Origin of the sequence: Bacteroides sp. D1, assembly GCF_000157095.2 — a bacterium.
In the GTDB taxonomy this organism is placed as follows: Bacteria; Bacteroidota; Bacteroidia; order Bacteroidales; family Bacteroidaceae; genus Bacteroides; species Bacteroides xylanisolvens.
Map to the genome: position 1 here is coordinate 325,144 of NZ_JH114350.1, position 24,036 is coordinate 349,179.

A 24,036-nucleotide genomic window follows, 5' to 3' on the forward strand; every position below is an offset into this window, starting at 1 on the left:
CAAATGCTATTATCTTTTGTTATCCTTACTATAAGACATTAGTCTCTATCATCTAATAAAAAACAGACATGAACAGAATATTACATGATGCGAATAACGCACAAAGAATATTGAAACTGACGGCAGATACAATGCTATTGGTTGACAGGCACGGAGTCTGCGTAGACATTGAGCCTCATTGTGATCTATGGTTTCTGCAAGAGGATATACTTTTAGGAAAAAATATATTTGAGCTTTTACCAGAATATACGAGAGAGAGGGTGATGCCCATCTTCCAGATTGTACTCGAAGAACAAAGAAGCATCAGCAAGAACTTCAAGTTGGTGCTGAAAGGCGAAACTTTTTACTTCAAATGCCTCATGTTCCCTTATGACGGTATGGTGCTTTGCCAATATCGCGACATCACGCAAAGAAGCAACGTAAAAAGACAGTTGGAACAGGCAAATCTCACCCTGCGGGCTATCCAAAAGGTAGCCCAGATAGGACAATGGACGTACAATACGAAACAGAATATTTTTCATTATCTTGGATATACCGGTGTTTTGTGCGAGGAAAATGTGCAAAACCTTGCCATTGAGAAATATGTGGAACTGATTGTAGAAGAAGACCGTCAGAGTTTTATGGAATGGTGTCGGGTGAACGAAAAAGAACTCAACATGGAAAGCATCAGCTACCGTGTCCGCCTGAACGGAGAAATCTTCTATATGCGTATCCAGACTTATCTGCGTGAACAACGCTCCGACGGTAGTTTCAATATCGAAGGCTATATCCAGAACATCACGGACATACAGCATCGTAGAAATGACATCAATACACTGACTCATGCCATCAACAACGCCAAAGAAAGTATCTTTGCCGCCAAGCCCGATGGCACGATTATCTTTGCCAACCGTCGTTTCCTGTACAATCATGGTATTTCAGAAAACGAAGACATCAGTCAATTAAAGATTTACAATGTCGCCGCAGATATGCCTACACAAGAGGCTTGGAACGAACGTTGCAAAGATGTCATACACGGTGGCAGCAGTAACTTTGTGGCTCATCACCCATCTAAAATCAATAAAGGTATATTGGCTTATGAAGGCACGATGTACAACGTGACCAATGATTCCGGAGAAGAAAGTTACTGGTCGTTTGCCCATGATATTTCCGAGAGGATTCGGTACGAAGCCCAAATCAAACGGCTCAACCAAATCATGGATACAACCATCAACAATCTCCCTGCCGGGATTGTAGTGAAGGAAATCAACAACGACTTCCGATACATTTACCGGAATCGGGAGGCCTACAACCGCGATCTTTATAAGAACGACCCTGTCGGCAAGAATGACTTCGATTTCTACCCGCCTATCGTAGCCGAAAAGAAGAGACAAGAAGATATCCAGGTGGCCACCACCGGAAAAGGTCTGCACTGGACTGCTGAAGGAAAGGACAGAAACGGAAACATGATTATCCTCGACAAACGGAAAATCCGGGTGGACGGTGACGAATTGTCTTCGCCTATCATCGTCAGCATCGAATGGGACATCACGGAGCTGGAAATGATAAAACGGGAACTTCAATCGTCGAAAGAGAAAGCGGAAATGTCTGATAGCCTGAAGTCGGCCTTCCTCGCCAATATGAGTCATGAAATACGTACGCCGCTGAATGCTATCGTAGGTTTCTCGCATCTCATTGCCGAAAGCGACGATGCGGAAGAACGGAAGACGTATTATAACATCGTAAACGCGAACAACGAACGTCTCCTGCAACTTATCAACGAGATTCTCGACCTCTCGAAGATTGAATCGGGAACCATCGAGTTTTCCTTCGGACCGGCTAGTCTCCATAATCTCTGCCGGGAAGTGCACGATGCTCATATATTCCGTACTCCGCAGGGAGTAAGCCTTGTCTATGAATCCTCGGACGAAAGTCTGATGATTGAAACGGACAAGAACCGGGTATTCCAGGTGATTTCAAATCTGATTGGAAATGCTGTCAAGTTTACGAAGGAAGGAAGCATCAGTTATGGTTACAAACTGGCGGACAATCAGATTGTATTCCACGTAACGGATACCGGAACAGGAATTGAACCGGAGAAAGTGGGGCGTGTGTTCGAGCGTTTCGCAAAGCTGAACAATCATGCGCAGGGTACAGGATTGGGGTTATCTATCTGTAAGTCTATTGTTGAACGGCTCGGTGGAAAGATTTCCGTCAACTCCGAATTTGGCAAGGGGACGACGTTTACATTTACTTTACCATACACGATTGCAAATCCTGCAAATGTGGATTCTTCAAAGAAAGAGAATGGTGAAGGGAACATTGCTGGAATAGCATCTGCCGGAAAAACTGCAGATTCGAGTGTTGACAGTTCTGCAAATACACGGCATGCCTGTATTTTGGTTGCCGAAGATACGGACAGTAACTTCGACTTATTGGAGGCTATTTTAGGTAAAGATCACCGGCTTATACGTGCGCATGACGGAATGGAAGCTGTCACGATGTTCGATGAAGTGAAACCGGATCTTATCTTGATGGATATCAAGATGCCGAATCTGGACGGACTGGAAGCTACAAAAATCATCCGTGAACTGTCTGCCACTGTTCCTATTATTGCTCAAAGTGCCTTTGCATACGAACAGGACCGGAAAGCGGCTGAAGAAGCGGGATGCAATGATTTTATAGCTAAACCAATAGCGGATGATAAGTTGAAAGCAATGATTCATAAATGGTTGCTTCCTTCGTAGAGAGCTTAATCCCTCATGATATAACCAGCAAATAATTTAGATTAAATGAAAGCCTTTTACAGACTGTTTTATTACATATCCATCGTGCTGACCAGTATTTTGGCAGGAGTTACCATTGCGGGTGCTTTCGTAGGCAATGCCGCACCGGATAGTTTCAAATTTATGCCTTTCATCGGTTTGATACTGCCGATACTTTTATTGGCTAATCTTGCTTCTGCTATCTACTGGACGATTCGTTGGCGGTGCTGGGTTTTCATCCCTCTGATTGCTATATTCAGCAATTGGGGGTATATGAGCTGTGTATTACAATCGCCTTTTTTCAGTCCGGCTTCGTCACCGATGGTTAAAATGAATGTATATACTCCGGGGGTGTTGACGGTTGCTACTTACAACGTCGATGCCTTTAACCACGAGCATACCGGCTACTCATGCAAGGAGATTGCTTCTTACATGAGAAACCTGCAAGCAGATATTCTCTGTTTTCAAGAATTTGGCATAAACGATGAGTTTGGCATCGATAGTATATCCGCAGCTCTTTCTAATTGGCCGTATCATTATATTCCTTCTTCGCCCGAAGGGAAAAATCTGTTGCAACTGGCTGTTTTCAGCCGTTATCCTATCAAGGAGGAGCATCTTATCATCTATCCTGATTCGAAAAATTGCAGTCTTGCATGTGATATTGAAATCAATGGTCGCACCATCCGCCTGTTCAACAATCATCTCCAAACAACGGAAGTAAGCCAGAACAAGCGCAAACTGGAAAAGGGACTTCGTACGGATGATTCCCAAAGAGTGGAACATGCTACCCTGGGACTTATCGACGGCTTACATGAGAATTTCCGGAAACGGGCCGTACAAGCTGATCTTCTCAAGCAACTGATAGCCGCCTCCCCCTATCCAACTCTAGTCTGCGGTGACTTTAACTCTCTGCCGTCTTCGTATGTTTATCACACTATAAAAGGTGATAAGTTGCAGGATGGCTTTCAAACGAGCGGACATGGGTATATGTATACTTTCAAGTACTTCAAGCATCTGTTGAGAATCGACTATATTCTCCATTCACCGGAACTGAATAGCACGGATTACTTCTCGCCGGATCTTAATTATAGCGACCATAATCCGGTGGTGATGAGGATGAAATAAAAAAGATGCTCCGTTTATTGAACGAAGCATCTTTTTATATAAATATTCTAGAATGTAAACTTAACGCCTAACTGCATCTGCCATGCACTACCTGTAGAAGCAGTATAATCCCATTTAGAATTTTTCTGGAACACCTCGCGAGAAGATGCATTCATCTGATAAGTAAGAGGTTCTCCTACCTTACTTGCTGTTTTTAACAACCTTACATTATCATAACTCTGCAAACCGCAAGAGCGATAAGCCCCCCACTTCGAATTTAATAAGTTACCAATATTCAACATATCAAGACTTACTTGAATACCGTACTTACGGCTACCAATCTTAGCATAAAAATCCTGTGCTATCTTCATGTCAAAACGGTGAATCCACGGTTCTAAAGAAGAAGCACGTTCTACATACTGCCCCTTGTGATCATTCAAATAAGAGTCATTATTTACATAGTTCCAAAAATCTTCTTGTTGGTCTACCGCCGAATAAGTCACATTATTTTGTTTATCTTTAATATCCACAAATGTCATTTCTTCTTTAGAAGCAGGCACATACATCAAATCGGAATAGTTTCCGTCACCGTTCATATCATTAGAATAGGTATAAGAAAAACGTCCTTGTTGGTAACCTGTATAGAACAAAGAAACAGTCGTTTTCATATTCGCATAAGCAACTTCATAAGAAGCATTAGCTATCAAACGATGCGGGGTAGAAAATAAAGAATAAGAGACACCCGGATCATTCAATGAATTAACTGCAACATTATTCTGCCATACTGAAGCCGCCGATGAACCTGGATTTGCCGTCATATCTTTAGCCATTGTATAAGTGTACCCAAATGAACCTGTAAAGCCAAAATCAAATTTCTTCGTTAATACTGCATTAAAAGAATATTGATAACCTTTTTCATCCCCATTAGTCAACTGTATAACGGTTTTCGTCTTAGGATTGTCATAGTAATTATTCTTAGTCCAATATACACGTCCCGGTTGTTCATTATAGGTTCCAGAAGGGGCCTTTTCGTTCATATTCTTCTGAACAACATTATATATATCACGTGTATACATAGCACCAACAGAAAGCATAAATCCATAAGGTAACTGAAACTCTGCATTTACATTACTACGCCAAACTTGAGGCATTTTAAAATTCGGATCCACATAAGCTATAGCACCGGGGACCTCATTTCCCGGAGTTGATGGAAACATATCCGGATTTTGGGTAAGAGTTTCTTTATAATTTGGATTAAAAGCAAAGTTTGCCGGTAATTCCGAAGTCTCAAATTCAACCATATTTTGCATCTGACCTGCATTTGTCGGTTGGTTAGTGAACCATACAAATGGTAATAACCCTGTAAACAAGCCTGTACCTCCAGTCAAAACAATAGAACGGTCACCTTTTATATCCCAATTAAATCCTAAACGAGGAGATATTAACAATTTACTTTTCGGCCATTCGGATACGTCAACATTCGTTCCATTAAATGACTGTTCTTTGATAGCCGCATTCCCTAACAAATCATCAAAATATAACGGTAAATCAAAGCGTAATCCATATGTCAATTTTAAATTAGGTGTAATAGAATATTCATCTTGTGCATAAGCTCCCAACATACCAAATGTCAGTTCAGCTCCCGGAGCGTCTTTTCCATTATATCCATAAGTAATGCCATACAGCATCGGTTTTTCTCCCGTCATAAAATCGTCCATTGAAGCATAACGATAATATCCATAAGGAGCACGTAAATATGAATTCATGAAATACTGTCTTTCAAATGTTGCACCGGCAGTTATCAAATGGTTTCCTTTATTAATAGTTACATTGTCAGTAACACTAAATACATTATTCTCGACATCATTAAAAGGAGTAAACAATTCTGTACCCAATGTCATATACTGCTTACCGTCCTTGTAAATATCAACCATTGGAAACGCATCTCCCTTAGTTGTACGAGAATCTCGGATATGGGTATAAGTCACTAATAATTTGTTTTGTACTGAGGAAGAAAAATTGCTATTCAACTCACCGGAAAGAGACGTTACAATATTTCTAAAACCATAGTTGGAATTTCCAAATGCAAATGCATCAACCCCATAACGGTTTGAATTAGCTTTAGTGATTACCGAAGAGGTTGAACTAATACTAGCATCATTTTCTGATTTCACTGTGTTAAAACGTAATGACAGTTTATGACTTTTATTAATATTCCAATCCAAACGAGCCATAAGCTTCCAATTTTTACTCTCGAAATCATCAAATTTATCATAACTTCCCGGATCATATCCATATTTATCCTTTACAAAATCACTTATTGTCTTCAAATCCTTTATCCAAGTTCTAGAAATATGATTTTGATTATCCCCACTTCCACCTTCTTCTTGACTAGGAGTCCACAAAATACCAGGGCTAGTACTATTTTCTAATTCTCCATTTACAAAAAAGAATAGTTTATTTTTTATTATCGGAGCTCCTAATGTAAAGCCATACAAACTGGATTTATAACTTTCCACATTAGGAACGTCAACATCGTTAATAGATTTTCCTATAAAATTCTTTGGTTTCTGATATGTATAAACTGTTCCCTTTAATTCGTTTGTACCACTCTTGGTTACAGCATTAATAGAAGCTCCCGTAAAATTGGAATACGTAACACTATAAGGAGAAACATTAACGCTAATTTCATCAATTGCATCAAGTGAAATAGGCTGCGCATCTCCACCCGGCAAATTATTAGTACTCAAACCAAAATTATTGTTCAAAGCTGCACCATCCACAGTTATTGTATTATAACGTCCATCACGTCCGGCAAAAGAATTACTGCCACCCGCATAAGGAGAAAGTTTAGTAAAGTCAGTAATACTACGATTAATAGTAGGCAATGTCGTTAACTGACGCTCACTCACATTCGTTACAGTCCCCATCTTCTCTACTGTTTTCTGTGCTGTTACTATAACTTCATCCAATAATTCAGAACTTTCCTTTAAAACTACATTTAAAGTGTATACTTCTCCTAACGATAAATTTACACCTTTATAAATAGCAGTCTGATAACCAACATAAGAAACTTCAACTTTGTAAGGACCACCGGTACGCATACCTTGCAAATTAAATTGACCACTGATATTAGTCACTGTACCATAACGTGTACCTGACGGCTCGTGGATTGCAACCACAGTCGCTCCAATGATAGGTTCATCTTGTGCTGTAACCTTACCACTCATACTAGAAGTGGTAACCTGCGCACTAACGGTAGCAATGACCATGAGCATCGCCGCTACTAAAAAAGATCGCATTCTCTTTAACATAAATGTAGTTGATTAGTTAATATAAATTGTTTGCTTTTAAAAACTGTGCACAAATATAATTAATAATATTTAGAACTACATTACGATTATACTACAATTTTTTAAGAGAGATAAACGTTTTCCCTTGTTATAAAACGATAAAGGCTCTACAATATTTGCAGAGCCTTTTATTTTGAAACAGAAAGCATTATAAATGCTTCAATCTATTACTTTATACTAGTCAGTCATTAACTTTCTATAACGAACGCGTTTTGGTTCTTCATTTCCCAAACGTTTCATTTTGTTTTCTTCATATTCTGAATATGAACCTTCGAAGTAGAATACATTGGAGTCTCCTTCAAAAGCAAGGATATGTGTACAGATACGGTCGAGGAACCAACGGTCGTGCGAGATAACTACTGCACAGCCGGCGAAATCTTCCAAACCTTCTTCCAAAGCACGCAGAGTGTTTACGTCGATATCATTGGTAGGCTCATCGAGCAACAGTACATTACCTTCTTCTTTCAAAGCCATCGCCAAGTGTAAACGGTTTCTTTCACCACCGGACAATACACCGCAGAGTTTTTCCTGATCGCCTCCGGAGAAATTGAAACGGGAAAGGTATGCACGCGCATTCACGTCACGTCCACCCATGCGGATCAACTCATTACCACCGGAAATTACCTGATATACGCTCTTATTCGGATCAATATCTCTGTGTTGCTGGTCTACATACGCCACCTTTACAGTCTCTCCTACTTCAAATTCTCCTTTATCCACTGTTTCCAATCCCATAATCAGGCGGAACAATGTCGTCTTTCCCGCACCATTAGGACCAATCACACCGACAATACCATTAGGAGGAAGCATAAAGTTCAAATCGTCAAACAACAATTTATCACCGTATGCTTTAGCCACATGTTTGGCTTCAATGACCTTATTACCCAGACGGGGACCATTCGGAATAAAGATTTCAAGTTTCTCTTCTTTCTCCTTCACGTCCTCATTCAGCAATTTGTCATAAGAGTTAAGACGTGCCTTACCTTTCGCCTGACGGGCTTTCGGAGCCATGCGTACCCATTCCAACTCACGTTCCAGTGTTTTACGACGTTTGCTGGCGGTCTTTTCTTCCATTTCCATACGTTTGGTCTTCTGTTCCAGCCAGGAAGAGTAGTTACCTTTCCAGGGGATACCTTCACCACGATCCAGTTCAAGAATCCATCCGGCAACGTGATCGAGGAAGTAACGGTCGTGCGTCACAGCAATAACCGTACCTTCATATTGTTGTAGATGTTGTTCCAACCAATCGATAGACTCTGCATCCAAGTGGTTGGTAGGTTCGTCCAGCAAAAGCACATCCGGTTTCTGCAGCAACAAACGGCAAAGAGCTACCCGGCGACGTTCACCTCCGGAGAGATTTTCTACCGGCTGATCTTCAGGCGGACAACGGAGAGCATCCATCGCACGCTCCAACTTGCTATCCAGATTCCATGCATCAGTTGCATCAATGATATCTTGCAATTCACCCTGGCGAGCAAAAAGAGCATCCATCTTATCCTGATCCTCATAATACTCCGGTAAACCAAATTTCTGATTGATCTCTTCGTATTCTGTCAGTGCGTCAACAATGGGTTGCACACCTTCCATCACTACTTCTTTTACTGTCTTTGTGTTGTCTAAATAAGGTTCCTGTGCCAAATACCCCACGGAATATCCCGGAGAAAACACCACTTCTCCCTGAAAGGATTTCTCCAAACCGGCGATGATCTTCAATAACGTTGATTTACCAGAACCGTTCAAACCGATAATACCGATTTTCGCTCCATAGAAAAACGACAGGTAAATGTCTTTCAGCACATTCTTATTAGGAGTGAATGCTTTGCTCACTCCTACCATTGAGAAGATAATTTTTTTATCGTCAGCAGCCATAATGTATGATTATATATTGTTGATAATGGCACAAAGATAAGAAAAATGTTTGAATTCTTTTGGAGTTATAAAAAAATGTTCTACCTTTGCACCCGCATTCGAAAGAAAGCACTGAAGGATTGATTCGCTAGCTCAGCAGGTAGAGCACAACACTTTTAATGTTGGGGTCCTGGGTTCGAGCCCCAGGCGGATCACGAAACATAAAATTAATCCCTTGATAATCAGTCGTTATCAAGGGATTTTTATTTTAATATTCTTCACATATACTTATTCTACAAGCATAGAGCGACACGGTAATTCGATTATAAAAGTAGTACCTATCCCCAGTTGGGAATCGACTAATATCCGCCCGTTCATCTTCTCGACGATCAATTTGCAGATAGGTAAGCCCAAACCGGCCCCTTGAGCAAAGGAATCCAATTTCTCAAACCTTTCGAATATCTTTTCAAGCATATTCTGCGGGATGCCCCGACCGGTATCTTTAACACCGATTCTGACAGATTGGTGATCTACCTCATAGAAGATTTCCACGTGTCCGGTGGTAGTGTTCTTTAAGGCATTCGAAAGGAAATTACTCAAGATCTGTTTGATACGCAGTCTATCCAGTTCTACCAGAGAATCATGTGCCGGATAGTTAGTCAGAAGTTCAACGCCGGATGGTACTTGATGAGCATACTCCGCTACACTCTCGTCAAGAAGCTCGGTAAGATTAACCCAGTCCGGACGCAATTCCAGATAACCGGATTCTATTTTAGAAAGATCAATTACATCATTAATCAGATTTAATAATAGTTTGTTGTTATGTCCAATCAGAGAATTATATAGTTCCTTTTCCGCTGCATTTTCCGTACTAGTCAACAGGCTTGAAAAGCCGACAATAGCATTTAAAGGAGTACGGATTTCGTGACTCATATTAGCCAGGAAAGCAGACTTTAACCGATCGGACGCTTCAGCTTTATCACGTGCCTTGACAAGCATTTCTTCTGTCCTTTTCAGTTCTGTGATATCATAATTGATGCTGATAATTTCGATAATCCGGTCTTGCGGGGCATATTTCTTCACTAACAGATTGACATGCGTCCATGTGTATGTGCCATCCTCCCTAAGGACACGCATCTCTTTGCTAAGTTGGGTGGTAAGTCCATTTCGTGCGTCGTCCAGAAAACGAATCAACAAGGCACGGTCATCGGGGTGGAAATGCCGGTATGTGCCAAAGATGTCGGACAACGGAGTTTCATACGCTTCACCCACATTTCTGTACCAACTTTTTTGGGCATAGCCGTGTCCACTCAAAATATTGAAGTGGGCATAACCGACCTTGGCATAATCACCGACCAGTTCAAAGAACTCCTCAAACTCCTGAATCTTATTATAGGCTACCGTTGTTTCTGTCTTATCCGCATTAATCAATAGATAGTTTATTGGCTGATGCTCACTATTATATAATGTAGTCACTTTAGTCATCAGATCAATCGTACCCTGTTTTTGGGTATTCTGATAATACGATCCGACCTTCGAGAAGTCATAACGGAAAGTAAAGTCGGCATCTTCATTTTTCTTCAGCCGTTCTTTCATTTCTTTCGGAAAAATAGGATTATCAAAAATATTGATACCCAATACGTCTTCTTTCTTCTCTATATGAAACATTTCTAATTCCTTATCGTTCAGATCCACCAATACCCCATCCATATCATATAACTCGATACCAATAGGCAAATACTTGAAAATGTTAGATAAGAGACGCTCACTGTATTGCAAAGCTTGGTAAGCAGATGCCATATCAGGACCATCTTGCACTTCAGATATACCATAGACGATTTCGTTTCCGTCTTCATCCGTTTCTTGAAAGCATACCTTGCTACGTACCCAAACAGATCCTTTCACCGTATCAAGCAAATACACCACCTCCGGCCGTTGATACACACCATAAGAATGAACAGTTGTAGAAAGTTGTTCCTCTTTCTGAATACGTTTATTGAAATCTTCAAAACTAATAACTCCGGTCTGATCCAGACCTAATAACTCTACTATAAAGTCAGAACATTCATAATTCGCAGTTGATAAATTGGCTTTCCACCATCCCATATTAGCGTTAGCCATCAACTGCGAGAAAAAGGTAAAATCTTGTAGTCTATTCATAACGCTATTTATCATTTTATTATTTTTCGGGCGCAAAAATATAGATTAGCGACAAATCTAACTTTCAGAAAGACACTTTTTTAGCATATTATAAGAAGATTATTTGTGATTAAACTAAAAAATTTCCGGTTGAAACTTTCTCTAAAAGAGATTATTTCAACCGGAAATTTTACAATCGTCAAGTTCCTTATTTTACTTTTTCAAGGACTGATAAACAGCTTTTGCCATCACTTTAGCCCCTTCTTCATTCGGATGGATCTTATCCGGAAACAATTGGGGCATTCCGTCCATTGCTGCGTGAAGATCGATGACAGACAAGTTATTTTTCTTGGCAACCTTCTTTATCATCGGAATGATTTGTTTAGAGATGATATCATCGTTGATATTATCACCGGTCTGATAGGCTTTAGAAGGATAACAAAGATAAATCTTCGGTTGAGCTGGCAGCGCTTTGAAAGCATCGACCATTGTTTGCAGATCTTTCGTGAAGTCGGCCTTATATTTCCAGTTGAATGATTTACTGTCATTCGTACCCAACTTGATAACAACGATATTAGGATTGAAAGCCAGCGCATCCTGATAAGCTTTTTCATTCATATAAGGATGATCGCCCTTGTTCAGCAGAGTGCGGGCACTGACTCCGAAATTCTTTACCCAATAAGCCTCTCCCAACATACGGCTCAACACGGCCGGATAACTGTCACGATCACGATTCTTGATACGTGCTCCATACGTAATACTATTTCCAATGCAAGCTACACGGATAGCATCTTTATGAGGAACTTTGAAACTACGGAGCCAAGACGTCAGTTCGTCCAACATTTCATTCTTATAGAGGAAACCCTCGCGAATTCCCCATCCATGTCCGCCGGAAGGGTAAATATGAAGTACCGAAGGAACATTGTTCTTGTTCAGCGCCAAATAATAATTAACTCCGTTAGCAGGCGGAACGACTTTATCATCATCACTATATACGATAAAAGCACGCGGTGTATCTTTCGTCACTTGCTTTTCATTAGAATATTCAAGTTCCAATTCAGCAGAAGCATCTTTTCCCAAAAGGTTGTCGTGAGAGCCCCTATGGGTATAAGATTTATCCATCGTAATCACAGGATAAAAAAGAATCTGAAAGTTCGGACGAAGTTCGGGCTTAGCATGAGTGGCAATGGTAGAAGCCAGATGTCCACCGGCAGAAGAGCCCATGATACCAATGTCATTCGGGTTCAAATTCCAGACATTGGCACTGTCACGCACCAATTTCATTGCTGCTTCAGCATCCGAAATGGGTAATGTACGATCACCGTTCGGCATCCGGTATTTTAGCACAATCAATGCAATACCTTGTTTATTGAAATAGGGCGCCCAATCACAGCCTTCGTGTTCGAATGCCAAATGTGAATATCCACCTCCCGGACACGCAACCACAGCACGTCCTGTAGCCAGTTCCGGCGCAGGAAGAAATACGCGAAGTGAAGGTTGTTCAATATCAAAAGGTTTCGGAGCATTTTGCGCTACCACTCGTGAACCAGCAAAAAAGAGAAGCAGCAAGATAAAAATAGTAGAGAATTTCTGTTTCATAGTATCTATGTACTTTGATTAATGAATAATTAGATGCGCGAAGATAGTAATTTTGCGTATCTTTGCAGCTCATTTTGATTAGAAAAATTATATGCAAGGAATAAAGAATCTGACACAAGGTCCTATCAATCGTCAACTATTTAATCTGGCAATGCCGATCATGGCAACGTCGTTTATCCAAATGGCATATAGCCTCACTGATATGGCGTGGGTAGGAAGACTGGGAAGTGAAGCCGTAGCCGCCATCGGTTCTGTCGGAATCCTGACCTGGATGTCCGGTTCTATCTCCTTATTAAATAAGGTAGGATCTGAAGTGAGTGTCGGACAGTCCATCGGTGCGCAAAGCCAAGAAGATGCCCGCAGTTTCGCGTCTCATAACATCACGATTGCTTTGATTATTTCCATCTGTTGGGGCACACTCCTTTTTATATTTGCAGAACCTATCATACGCATCTATGAACTCGAAGATCATATTACGGCCAATGCCATCCAATATCTACGGATTATTTCTACCGGATTGCCTTTTATTTTCCTTTCCGCTGCTTTCACCGGAATTTATAATGCGGCAGGGCGCAGTAAAGTCCCGTTCTTTATCAGCGGCACAGGATTGATACTGAACATCATTCTGGACCCGCTCTTCATTTTCGGTTTCGGGCTGGGAACCAATGGTGCGGCATACGCTACCTGGATTGCGGAAGCAAGCGTTTTCCTGATTTTCGTCTATCAGTTGCGTTGCCGGGATGCCCTGCTTGGCGGTTTCCCTTTCTTCACGCGGCTAAAGAAAAAATATACACGGAGAATCTTTAAACTGGGATTGCCCGTGGCTACTTTGAATACGTTATTTGCTTTCGTCAATATGTTCCTTTGCCGCACCGCCTCGGAACAGGGAGGACACATCGGACTGATGACTTTTACCACCGGAGGACAAATTGAAGCAATCACCTGGAATACCTCACAGGGATTCTCCACCGCTCTAAGTGCCTTCATCGCCCAAAACTACGCCGCCGGACGAGTGGAACGGGTACTTAGAGCCTGGTATACGACTTTATGGATGACGGGAATCTTCGGTACATTCTGCACATTACTATTCGTTTTCTTCGGGAATGAAGTTTTTGCCATATTCGTCCCCGAACAGGCGGCCTACGAAGCCGGAGGTGTGTTCCTCCGTATCGACGGATATTCGCAACTTTTTATGATGCTCGAAATCACCATGCAGGGAGTATTCTACGGCATCGGACGCACCATCCCTCCTGCCATTATCAGCATCAGTTGCAACTATATGCGTATTCCGCTTGCCATCCTGTTTGTACGGATGGGCATGGGAGTGGAAGGAATCTGGTGGGCAGTCTGCGTCACCACGGTTGCCAAAGGGTTAATTCTTTTGAGTTGGTTCATTATTATTAAAAAGAAGTGTTTGAGTGTTCCTTCAACGATAAAAGGATAATTATCATTTCCCTTTATTAACAAACAAAGGGGCTCTTCCGAGTTATTTTAACTTAAAAAGTACACGCTTGCCAAATAATATGTATCTTTGCATTGTTATTAATAATGCGAAGTGATTCGTATAAAAACATTTTTTATAAACCAATTAAAAAACATCAACATTATGAACAAGATGAAATTTATGGTTCTCTTCATGAGTATTGCCATGATATTTGGTAGCTGTGGAAGTATGAACAACACTGGTAAAGGTGCTGCTATCGGTGGTGGTTCGGGTGCTGCACTAGGTGCGATCCTGGGAGGTGTTATCGGTAAAGGTAAAGGTGCTGCTATCGGTGCTGCTATTGGTACGGCAGTAGGTGCAGGTACAGGTGCTCTTATCGGTAAGAAGATGGACAAAGCAGCAGCAGAAGCAAAACAAATTGAAGGCGCACAAGTAGAACAGATAACAGACAACAACGGATTGCAAGCCGTGAAAGTAACATTCGACTCGGGTATTCTTTTCACTACCGGTAATGCAAATCTAAGTGCTGCTGCTAAATCTGCTTTAAGCAAGTTTGCCAACAATGTGCTCAACCAGAACCGGGATATGGACGTGTCTATCTACGGATATACCGACAACCAGGGCTGGAAGAACAGTACTGCTGCACAAAGCCAGCAAAAGAACCTGAACTTATCACAAGAACGTGCGCAAAGTGTGTCCAGTTACTTGTTGAGTTGCGGTGTTTCCACCAATCAAATCAAGAGTGTACAAGGAATGGGTGAAAGCGATCCCGTTGCAAGCAATGACACTGCTGCCGGTCGCGAACAAAACCGTCGTGTAGAAGTATACATGTACGCAAGTGAACAAATGATTAGAGATGCACAAGCAGCTACTCATTAAAAAATTACTGCGCTATACGCGCAACCTGCTGATTTTCTTCTTTGCATCAACACTACTGGCAGTGATTATTTATCGTTTCATGCCGGTTTATGTAACTCCGTTGATGGTTATCCGAAGCGTTCAGCAAGTTTTTTCAGGAGATAAACCCACGTGGAAGCACACGTGGGTTTCTTTTGATAAGATATCTCCCAACCTGCCGATGGCGGTCATAGCCTCCGAAGACAACCGTTTTGCCGAACACAACGGGTTCGACCTCGTAGAAATCAAGAAAGCGATGAAAGAAAACGAAACACGCAAACGGAAACGGGGAGCAAGCACCATCAGTCAGCAGACAGCCAAGAATGTATTCTTATGGCCGCAATCTTCGTGGGTACGCAAAGGGCTCGAAGTCTACTTTACGTTTCTCATCGAACTCTTCTGGTCGAAAGAGCGAATCATGGAAGTCTATCTCAACTCTATAGAAATGGGAAATGGCATCTACGGCGCACAAGCAACCGCAAAAAATAAGTTCGGAACAACAGCCGACAAGCTGACCCGGGGACAATGTGCACTCATCGCCGCCACCCTCCCCAACCCAATACGATTTAACTCGGCGAAACCTTCGTCATACATACTAAAACGACAAAGTCAGATATTACGGCTGATGAATCTGGTTCCTAAATTCCCACCGGAAGAGAAGGCCGTTGAAAAGAAAAAAAGCAAAAAAAAGAAAAGCAAATAACAAGAAAGAATTTATAACCTAGTTTAATTTACGATTAGACGAATAGGTGATTTACGATTAGACAATTTACGATGTACGATTGAAATAACTTTTGGAATTATAAGTACTTATCTTTGCATAAGTATCTCCTCATTCACAATTCAAATTTCAATCGTACATCGTAAATCGTTTAATCGTAAATAAAATTAGGTTATAAAAAAGGAAGGAGCAATGAGAATCTATCTCTTTGCTCCTTCTGCTAATAAGCTTGTTTGTATGCGCTATCCTCATTTATACAAAATCTTTCAATTCCTGTTGTAAACGTTGACGTGTGAAGAATATGCGGCTCTTCACTGTGCCTAATGGTAATCCTAATTTCTCTGCGATTTCGCGGTATTTAAAACCAGATACGTGCATAGAGAAAGGAATCTTATACTCCCGGGGGAGTGCGTTGACGATACGGTGCATTTCTTTCAGGTCGTAAGCACCTTCTGTACTCTCAAATCCTGAATCTTGTGGCAGATTTAAGTGATAATAATTATCGGTTGTGTCAACAAAAGTTTGATCGCGTACTACTTTACGGTAGTTATTTATAAAGATGTTACGCATGATAGTGTACATCCATCCTTTGAAATTTGTGTCCGGAACATATTTTTCTTCATTATCTAATGCTTTTAAAGATGTTTCCTGCAATAAGTCATTTGCTTCTTCACGGTTGGCCGTCAATTTATAAGCAAAACGAAGCAACTCTTCCTGTACTCCAATTAAATCTTTTCTGAAACTTAAACTTTTCATACTTTAATGGTTTTATGGTTAATATTCGTTTTTCTCGATGTTTGCAAGTTTAAAGGTATTTTGCTTATCAAGCAGGGTAGAATCCGTTATTTTTTAGGGGGACATTCTATCAAATGACAGATTTTAGGTGCTTTCTGACAGTTTTTAGGTGGTATTTGCGAAATTTATCCCCTACTGCTTGGTTAAAAGAACCAAATAGATTACTTTTGATTTTATATTATTAAATAAAACAAAAAGCTATGACCATACTTATTATTGTAGGGATTATTGTATTACTGGGCATCATCTTTGCTTCCATGTACAACTCATTAGTGAAATTGAGAAACAATCGTGAAAATGCGTTCGCCGACATCGATGTACAGTTGAAACAACGCCATGATCTCATTCCCCAACTGGTAGACACCGTGAAAGGATATGCCGCACATGAAAAGGAAACGCTCGACCGGGTGATTCAGGCACGTAACGGTGCAGTGGGCGCAAAAACGATTGATGATAAGATAGCTGCCGAAAACCAGTTAAGCTCTGCTCTTGCAGGATTGAAAATCACTCTCGAGGCTTATCCCGATTTGAAAGCTAATCAAAATTTCTTGCAATTACAGGAAGAAATTGCTGATGTAGAGAATAAACTGGCTGCTGTCCGCCGTTACTTCAACTCGGCAACTAAAGAATATAATAACGCCGTACAGACATTCCCATCGAATATAGTAGCAGGAATGACCGGATTCCAAAGAGAAATCATGTTCGACCTGGGGAAGAATGAACGTGCGAATCTGGATCAGGCACCTAAAATAAGTTTCTAAACTCTTTATTCACACCGTCCACTCAATTACAAAAGTTGAACACGCATGCAATACGTCGGAATCCAAACACAGCAGAGCCGGAATAATCTGCGCTCTGCGTTTCTACTGTTCCTGTTTCCCTGTCTCGTGGCAGCACTCCTCTATTTATCCTGCTACCTGTTGGTTCTTTTTGGATACGGAAAGAGTATGGAAATAGAAATAATGCCAATGGTCAATCATTTCTTTCTCTCTTCGTTGCCATACAGCATGGGGATCGTAATCATCTGGTTTCTGATTGCCTACTGGGCCAACACAAGCATTATCAATTCTGCCACCGGTTCCAAACCGCTGGATCGTATAGAGAATAAGCGCGTTTACAACCTGGTAGAAAACCTATGTATGTCGCAAGGCATGAAGATGCCGAAAATCAATATCATCTATGACAGTTCTCTGAATGCATTTGCAAGCGGCATCAATGAACGTACATACACTGTTACCCTCTCGGAAGGTATCATCAAAAAACTGAATGATGAAGAACTGGAAGCAGTGATTGCGCATGAGCTAAGTCATATCCGCAACCGTGACGTGCGCTTGCTGATAATATCCATCGTCTTTGTCGGTATCTTTTCCATGCTGACAGAAATCACCCTATATACCATCACACACATACGTGTACGCAGCAACAGCAAAGGTAGTGGCGGCATTTTTCTTTTCATTCTACTCGCTTTAGTGATAGCCGCCATCGGTTATCTTTTCTCAAGCCTGATGCGTTTTGCCATTTCACGCAAACGCGAATACATGGCAGACGCGGGATCGGCAGAAATGACAAAGAATCCGTTGGCACTGGCCAGCGCTCTCCGCAAAATATCAGCAGATCCTGCTATCGAGGCAGTAGAGAGGAAAGACGTGGCGCAATTATTTATACAGAATCCTAAAAAGAAATCGAAAAGTATATTCAGCGGAATCAACGGATTGTTTGCCACTCATCCTCCCATTGAAAAACGAATTGAAATACTGGAACAGTTCTAAAAGCCTGTTCTAATTTTCTTCCCAAGCGTTTTTATTCAAAAGTTGATTATGCCCTTAATTGGTCTAAACTTATAAATAACAGGGATTTCTGTTTAATTTTCATTAAAGGAAACAGAACTATCCCTGTCTTTTTCTTATATTTGGTTGTTATACATATATACATCAACCTAAATACAACTGATATGAGAACGAAGAAACAAATCTTTATGCTGTTACTAGCCTTGCTAGTGGGCATCCCTACCCTTTCGGCTCAAAGTAAAAAGGAAAAGAAAGAACAGAAGAAAGAAGCCGTAAAGAAGCTGATTGAATCTGAAAACTACAAGATAGATGTCAACACCGCCATGCCGATGCGCGGACGCTCCATCCCTTTGACATCTTCCTACTCACTGGAAATCAGAAACGATTCGGTCATTTCTTATCTGCCTTATTATGGACGGGCTTACAGCATCCCCTATGGCGGAGGCGACGGGCTAAATTTTAAAGCTGTGCTCAAAGAATACAGTATGGAAATGGATAAGAAAGGAAATGCCGTCATCGAGTTTATCGCACGCAATCCCGAAGACAGGTATGAATACAGAGTCAAAGTATTCCCCAATGGTTCGGCAAGCATTGATGTCAATATGCAAAACCGTCAGTCCATTAGTTTTCAGGGGGAGCTGTATATAAAGGAAGAGAAGTAAGAAACAAAAAACAAGTAAGAAAAACGGGCTAAATAATTTTGTATTATTAGACGTGGATTGCACGGATTACACAGTTGTTAGAATGATGATTACCATACAGCAACCGTGTAATCCGTGCCTAATTTTATAATATAAACTATTAATTATTAGCTATCCGATAAAAATAAGATGAACACATTCACTCGGGCAATATTTTTTTTATTCTTCCGGCTCTTCCCCACCTTTTAATATAGGCAGGCAAATGTGATATTTCACAGCTAAGATGCGAGTCAGAAACACGGCTGATCCGCCAATCAACTGACAAGCGTAGGACTCCAGACCTGCGAGATCGCAAATCCAATATGCAATACCGCCTACGACGCAAGCCATTGCGTAAATCTCCTTTCGGAAGATAAGAGGTATTTCATTGATAAATACGTCACGAATCACCCCACCGGCTGCTCCCGTAATGCTACCCATGATAATCGCCACCCAAAAAGGATACCCCAGAGCAATGCTCTTGCCTACACCTACCACGGTAAACAGTGCCAGACCGATGGTATCGAAAATGAAGAAAGTATTATTGAGCCGGATGAGCCAGCGTCCGAAACAGATGACCCATAACAAAGCCAGTCCTGTACAAATCAGATAGATAGGGTCAGTCATCCATCCCGGTGTCACGTCGAGCAGTACATCACGGATGGTACCGCCGCCGATAGCCGTAGCAAGTCCTACCACATAAGCGCCGAACCAGTCGAAACGTTTCGCCGAAGCTAGCCGGATACCACTAATAGCAAAGGCAAATGTGCCTATAAAATCAAGAATTTGAACGAATGTGGGCATATATTTGTTATTTTGTATGCAAAGTAACGAATAAATTCCGTAAGAAAATGTACTTTTGCTTCACGAATTAAACCGAATTAGGTAGAAACAATATGAAAATAACAATTGTTGCGGGGGCACGCCCCAATTTTATGAAGATAGCTCCCATTACACGCGCTATTGAAGCCGCACGGGCGCTGGGTAAAAGTATCTCTTACCGACTGGTTTATACAGGAAGGAAAGACGATACGAGTCTGGATGCTTCTCTCTTTTCGGATCTCGACATGAAAGCTCCTGATGTATATCTGGGAGTGGAAAGCAGTAATCCAACGAGTTTGACAGCCGGAATCATGGTAGCCTTTGAACAAGAACTGACGGAAAATCCGGCACACGTAGTCCTTGTGGTAGACGACTTGACCGCAACCATGAGTTGTGCCATCGTTGCCAAGAAACAAGGCATCAAGGTAGCGCATCTCGTAGCCGGAACCCGTTCTTTCGATATGAAAATGCCGAAAGAAGTCAACCGCATGATTACAGACGGACTATCCGACTATCTGTTCACAGCCGGCATGGTTGCCAACCGCAACCTAAACCAGACGGGAACGGAAAGCGAAAACGTATATTATGTAGGCAACATTCTGATTGATGCCATCCGCTATAACCGGAACCGCTTGCTCAAACCGATATGGTTCTCCGTCCTGGGACTGCAAGAAGGAAATTATCTCCTATTTACTCTCAACCGTCGTGTATTACTCGGCAATAAGGAGAATCTGCGTCAGTTGATGAAAACAATCATCGACAAGTCCGCCGGTATGCCTATCGTTGCACCGCTACATACCTACGTACGTAATGCCATTAAAGAGTTGGACATCGAAGCTCCGAATCTCCATATCATGCCACCGCAGAACTACCTATTCTTCGGTTATCTGATAAACAAGGCGAAAGGAATCATAACAGATTCGGGAAACGTAGCCGAAGAAGCGACCTTCCTGGGTATTCCTTGTATCACACTCAACACGTATGCCGAACATCCGGAAACGTGGCGCATGGGCACCAACGAACTTGTCGGAGAAGATCCTGCCCTGCTTGCCAAAACCATGGATACACTGATGCACGGTGAATGGAAACGTGGCGAACTTCCCGAACGTTGGGACGGACGTACCGCAGAGCGTATTGTACAGATACTTACGAGCAAATAATATTTACCCGGCATGTTCCATTCCGTTTCCCGGCATGGGACTGTTAGTTTCAAGCAATGAAACTAATAGTTTCACACCGAGAAACAAAGTGTTTCACACCGAGAAACCAACAGTTTCATGCCGGGAAACAAAAAGTTTCAAGGGTCGAAACAAAAAGTGCCCTACAACGGGAGCAAAGGTTTCAAATACCGAAACCGGGAGAACGAAATGCGGAAACGCCCTTATCAAAAGGATTAACAGCGGGATGTTCCTTGAATTATCGGACGATATATGCTTGTAAACAACAAAAAACGATGGGTAAAAAAAGTTATATATTCTGTTATCCTTAGAGTTATTTGTTAACTTTGCAGCCCTACTACGAACGTTATGATACAACGATATAACAAAATACTTATACTGTTCTTACTCGTATTGGTAGCTTCCAATGCTTTTGCGCAGCAAATTAAAGGGGTAGTCACTGATTCGATTACCCACGAGCCATTGATGTATATCTCTGTTTACTACCAAGAAAAGAGAGATATGGGTACCATCACCAATATTGACGGAGAATACAGTCTTGACACCCGCAGAAACGGAGGAACACTGGTGTTCTCCGCTGTAGGTTATATCAGTAAAACGGTTCGGGTTGGTTCCAACAATCAGACAGTGAACGTTAAGTTAGCTCCGGATAATGTGCTCCTGAACGAGGTTGTCGTGAAACCTCAAAAGGAGAAATATTCCCGCAAGAACAATCCGGCAGTGGAATTCATGAAGAAGGTAATCGAACACAAAAAGGCACAAGTCCTCGAAGTGAACGAGTACTATCAGTACGACAAGTACGAGAAAATGAAAATGTCTATCAACGACCTCACACCGGAAAAGCTCGAAAAAGGTATCTACAAAAAATATTCATTCTTAAGAGACCAAGTGGAAGTGTCGGAAACAACCAATAAGTTGATTCTCCCTATTTCCGTACAGGAAACGTCCTCGCAAACCATCTACCGCAAAAATCCCGAAAACAAGAAAACGATTATCAAAGGAAAGAACTCCAATGGTATAGAAGAATTTTTCTCTACGGGAGATATGCTTGGCACCGTACTGAAAGACGTATTTGCCGACATCAATATCTACGATGATGATATCCGGTTGCTTCAGCAGCGTTTCGTCAGTCCGATCGGTAACAATGCCATCTCATTTTATAAATATTATCTGATGGACACATTGATGGTAAACAAACGCGAATGTGTCCACCTCACTTTTGTTCCGCAAAACTCGCAAGACTTCGGATTCACCGGACATCTGTATGTATTGAATGATTCTACATACGCCGTTCAGAAATGTACAATGAACCTGCCTAAAAAGACCGGAGTCAACTTTGTCAACCGCATGGACATCACGCAACAGTATGAGCAACTGCCCAACGGCAACTGGGTGTTGGCGGATGATGACATGACCGTAGACCTTTCCTGGAATTCTAACAAAACAGCAGGTGGATTGCAGGTGGAACGAACCACGAAATATAGTAACTATAAATTCGATCCTATTGAACAACGACTGTTCCGGTTGAAAGGCAGCGTGATAAAAGAAGCGGATATGCTCTCGAAAAGCGATGAGTACTGGGCGAGTGTCCGTCAAGTACCATTGACAAAGAAAGAAAGTTCGATGGACGTATTCGTCAACCGTCTCGAACAGATTCCGGGATTCAAATACATCATCTTCGGAGCGAAAGCACTGATTGAGAACTTTGTAGAGACAGGAAGCAAAGAGCATCCGAGCAAAGTGGACATCGGCCCTATCAACACCATGATTTCGAGCAATTACATTGATGGTACCCGTTTCCGGTTGAGCGGTATGACTACGGCTCATTTCGACAAGCACTGGTTCTTGAGCGGATACGGAGCGTACGGTCTGAAAGACGAACGCTGGAAATATAGCGGAACGGTGACTTATTCGTTCAACAAACGCGATTATGTGGTTTGGGAGTTCCCGAAACATTATCTTTCGGCAACGTACAGTTATGACGTAATGTCTCCGATGGACAAATTCCTGTTTACGGATAAAGATAATATCTTCCTGTCGGTCAAGACAACGACAGTAGACCAAATGTCGTATATGCGCGACGCCACCATTAATTATGAACTCGAAACGCTGACCGGATTCGGAGTGAAAGCCATGTTGCGACACCGTAACGACGAGCCTACCGGCAAACTGGAATATCTGCGTAATGATGCTGCACAAACCCGTGTGCACGATGTCACGACTTCCGAAGCTAGTCTGACGCTGCGCTATGCGCCGGGCGAATCATTTGTCAACTCCAAGCAACGCCGCGTGCCTGTGTCGCTGGACGCTCCTATCTTTACGATCACTCATGCCATGGGTTTCAAAGGAGTATTGGGTGGGGATTACAACTTTAACCGTACGGAAGCAAGTGTGTGGAAACGTTTCTGGCTCCCGGCTTCCTGGGGAAAGATTGATTGCAGCGTGAAAGCAGGTGCAGAATGGAACACAGTTCCTTTCCCGTTGTTAATCCTGCCGGAAGCCAACTTGTCCTACATCACCCAGCGCGAAACGTTCAACTTGATTAATAACATGGAATTCCTGAACGACCGTTACGCTTCCATGTCATTATCCTACGACATGAATGGAAAACTCTTCAACCGTATTCCTCTTATCAAGAACCTGAAATGGAGGGAAATGTTCCGTGTACGTGCTTTGTGGGGAACATTGACGGACAAGAATAATCCGTTCAAGAGCAACAATCCCGATTTGTTCCGTTTCCCGACACGTGACGGTAAGTTCACCAGTTTCGTGATGGACCCGAAAGTGCCGTATGTCGAAGCAAGTGTAGGTATCTACAACATTTTCAAGTTGCTGCACGTTGAGTATGTACATCGTTTCACTTATCGTGATAATCCGGGTATCAACAAAAACGGTATCCGCTTCATGGTATTAATGGTATTCTAA

The 24,036-nt window shown here is 41.9% G+C and carries 16 protein-coding genes and 1 tRNA gene; 11 read left to right on the forward strand and 6 right to left on the reverse strand.

Features of this window, described 5'->3' with window-relative positions:
* Window positions 1-68: 68 nt before the first annotated feature.
* Both BSAG_RS03635 and BSAG_RS03630 read left to right on the forward strand, forming a co-directional pair.
* Window positions 69-2,726 (forward strand): ATP-binding protein, encoded by a 2,658-nt coding sequence (locus BSAG_RS03635; RefSeq protein ID WP_008770968.1) that lies wholly within the window; start codon window positions 69-71, stop codon window positions 2,724-2,726.
* 45 nt (window positions 2,727-2,771) lie between these two features.
* Window positions 2,772-3,869, forward strand: coding sequence for an endonuclease/exonuclease/phosphatase family protein (locus BSAG_RS03630; RefSeq protein WP_008017354.1), 1,098 nt, complete (start codon window positions 2,772-2,774; stop codon window positions 3,867-3,869).
* Window positions 3,870-3,916: 47 nt separating this feature from the next.
* Here BSAG_RS03630 and BSAG_RS03625 read toward each other — a convergent pair whose 3' ends face one another.
* Entirely contained in the window at window positions 3,917-7,162 is a 3,246-nt protein-coding gene (locus BSAG_RS03625) for a TonB-dependent receptor domain-containing protein (protein WP_004311593.1), read from the reverse strand.
* A 216-nt stretch (window positions 7,163-7,378) separates the two neighbouring features.
* Window positions 7,379-9,070 (reverse strand): energy-dependent translational throttle protein EttA, encoded by a 1,692-nt coding sequence (gene ettA, locus BSAG_RS03620; protein ID WP_004311592.1) that lies wholly within the window; start codon window positions 9,068-9,070, stop codon window positions 7,379-7,381.
* A 121-nt stretch (window positions 9,071-9,191) separates the two neighbouring features.
* On the opposite strand from ettA, the gene BSAG_RS03615 reads away from it, so the two are divergent.
* A tRNA-Lys gene (locus BSAG_RS03615) sits at window positions 9,192-9,264 on the forward strand.
* A 73-nt stretch (window positions 9,265-9,337) separates the two neighbouring features.
* Here BSAG_RS03615 and BSAG_RS03610 read toward each other — a convergent pair.
* Together BSAG_RS03610 and BSAG_RS03605 are read right to left on the reverse strand one after the other, a co-directional pair.
* Window positions 9,338-11,209 (reverse strand): PAS domain-containing sensor histidine kinase, encoded by a 1,872-nt coding sequence (locus BSAG_RS03610; protein ID WP_004315932.1) that lies wholly within the window; start codon window positions 11,207-11,209, stop codon window positions 9,338-9,340.
* A gap of 192 nt (window positions 11,210-11,401) precedes the next feature.
* Window positions 11,402-12,787 carry a GDSL-type esterase/lipase family protein gene (locus BSAG_RS03605; RefSeq protein WP_004315933.1) on the reverse strand — a complete coding sequence of 462 codons (1,386 nt, stop codon included), beginning with the start codon at window positions 12,785-12,787 and terminating at the stop codon, window positions 11,402-11,404.
* Window positions 12,788-12,878: 91 nt separating this feature from the next.
* Here BSAG_RS03605 and BSAG_RS03600 point away from each other — a divergent pair, with 91 nt between their 5' ends.
* The 3 genes from BSAG_RS03600 to mtgA all read left to right on the forward strand — a co-directional run bounded on the left by BSAG_RS03600 (window position 12,879) and on the right by mtgA (window position 15,831).
* A complete protein-coding gene (locus BSAG_RS03600; RefSeq protein WP_004315934.1) occupies window positions 12,879-14,231 on the forward strand; it encodes an MATE family efflux transporter in 1,353 nt (450 codons plus the stop codon).
* Between the two features lie 162 nt (window positions 14,232-14,393).
* Window positions 14,394-15,110: an OmpA family protein gene (locus BSAG_RS03595; protein ID WP_008017353.1), complete on the forward strand. Its 717-nt coding sequence runs from the start codon at window positions 14,394-14,396 to the stop codon at window positions 15,108-15,110.
* Window positions 15,088-15,831 carry a monofunctional biosynthetic peptidoglycan transglycosylase gene (gene mtgA, locus BSAG_RS03590; RefSeq protein WP_004311587.1) on the forward strand — a complete coding sequence of 248 codons (744 nt, stop codon included), beginning with the start codon at window positions 15,088-15,090 and terminating at the stop codon, window positions 15,829-15,831. The genes BSAG_RS03595 and mtgA overlap by 23 nt, the downstream gene beginning before the upstream one ends.
* 270 nt (window positions 15,832-16,101) lie before the next feature.
* Here the strand turns inward: mtgA and BSAG_RS03585 are convergent, their stop codons facing one another.
* Entirely contained in the window at window positions 16,102-16,605 is a 504-nt protein-coding gene (locus BSAG_RS03585) for an RNA polymerase sigma factor (RefSeq protein WP_004311586.1), read from the reverse strand.
* Window positions 16,606-16,844: 239 nt separating this feature from the next.
* Between BSAG_RS03585 and BSAG_RS03580 the strand changes: the two genes are divergently transcribed.
* The 3 genes from BSAG_RS03580 to BSAG_RS03570 all read left to right on the forward strand — a co-directional run bounded on the left by BSAG_RS03580 (window position 16,845) and on the right by BSAG_RS03570 (window position 19,093).
* On the forward strand, window positions 16,845-17,405 hold the full coding sequence (locus tag BSAG_RS03580) for a LemA family protein (protein ID WP_004313396.1): 561 nt from the start codon (window positions 16,845-16,847) through the stop codon (window positions 17,403-17,405).
* A gap of 45 nt (window positions 17,406-17,450) precedes the next feature.
* Window positions 17,451-18,413: a M48 family metallopeptidase gene (locus BSAG_RS03575; protein ID WP_008770966.1), complete on the forward strand. Its 963-nt coding sequence runs from the start codon at window positions 17,451-17,453 to the stop codon at window positions 18,411-18,413.
* Window positions 18,414-18,595: 182 nt separating this feature from the next.
* The gene (locus tag BSAG_RS03570; RefSeq protein ID WP_008022096.1) at window positions 18,596-19,093 is read left to right on the forward strand and encodes a DUF4251 domain-containing protein; all 498 of its coding nucleotides are present in this window, start codon (window positions 18,596-18,598) and stop codon (window positions 19,091-19,093) included.
* Window positions 19,094-19,291: 198 nt separating this feature from the next.
* Here the strand turns inward: BSAG_RS03570 and BSAG_RS03565 are convergent, their stop codons facing one another.
* A complete protein-coding gene (locus BSAG_RS03565; RefSeq protein WP_004316870.1) occupies window positions 19,292-19,915 on the reverse strand; it encodes a trimeric intracellular cation channel family protein in 624 nt (207 codons plus the stop codon).
* Between the two features lie 92 nt (window positions 19,916-20,007).
* On the opposite strand from BSAG_RS03565, the gene wecB reads away from it, so the two are divergent.
* Both wecB and BSAG_RS03555 read left to right on the forward strand, forming a co-directional pair.
* Complete coding sequence (gene wecB / locus BSAG_RS03560) at window positions 20,008-21,093, forward strand: non-hydrolyzing UDP-N-acetylglucosamine 2-epimerase (RefSeq protein ID WP_004311581.1); 1,086 nt, start codon at window positions 20,008-20,010, stop codon at window positions 21,091-21,093.
* Window positions 21,094-21,459: 366 nt separating this feature from the next.
* Window positions 21,460-24,036, forward strand: coding sequence for a DUF5686 and carboxypeptidase-like regulatory domain-containing protein (locus BSAG_RS03555; RefSeq protein WP_008770964.1), 2,577 nt, complete (start codon window positions 21,460-21,462; stop codon window positions 24,034-24,036).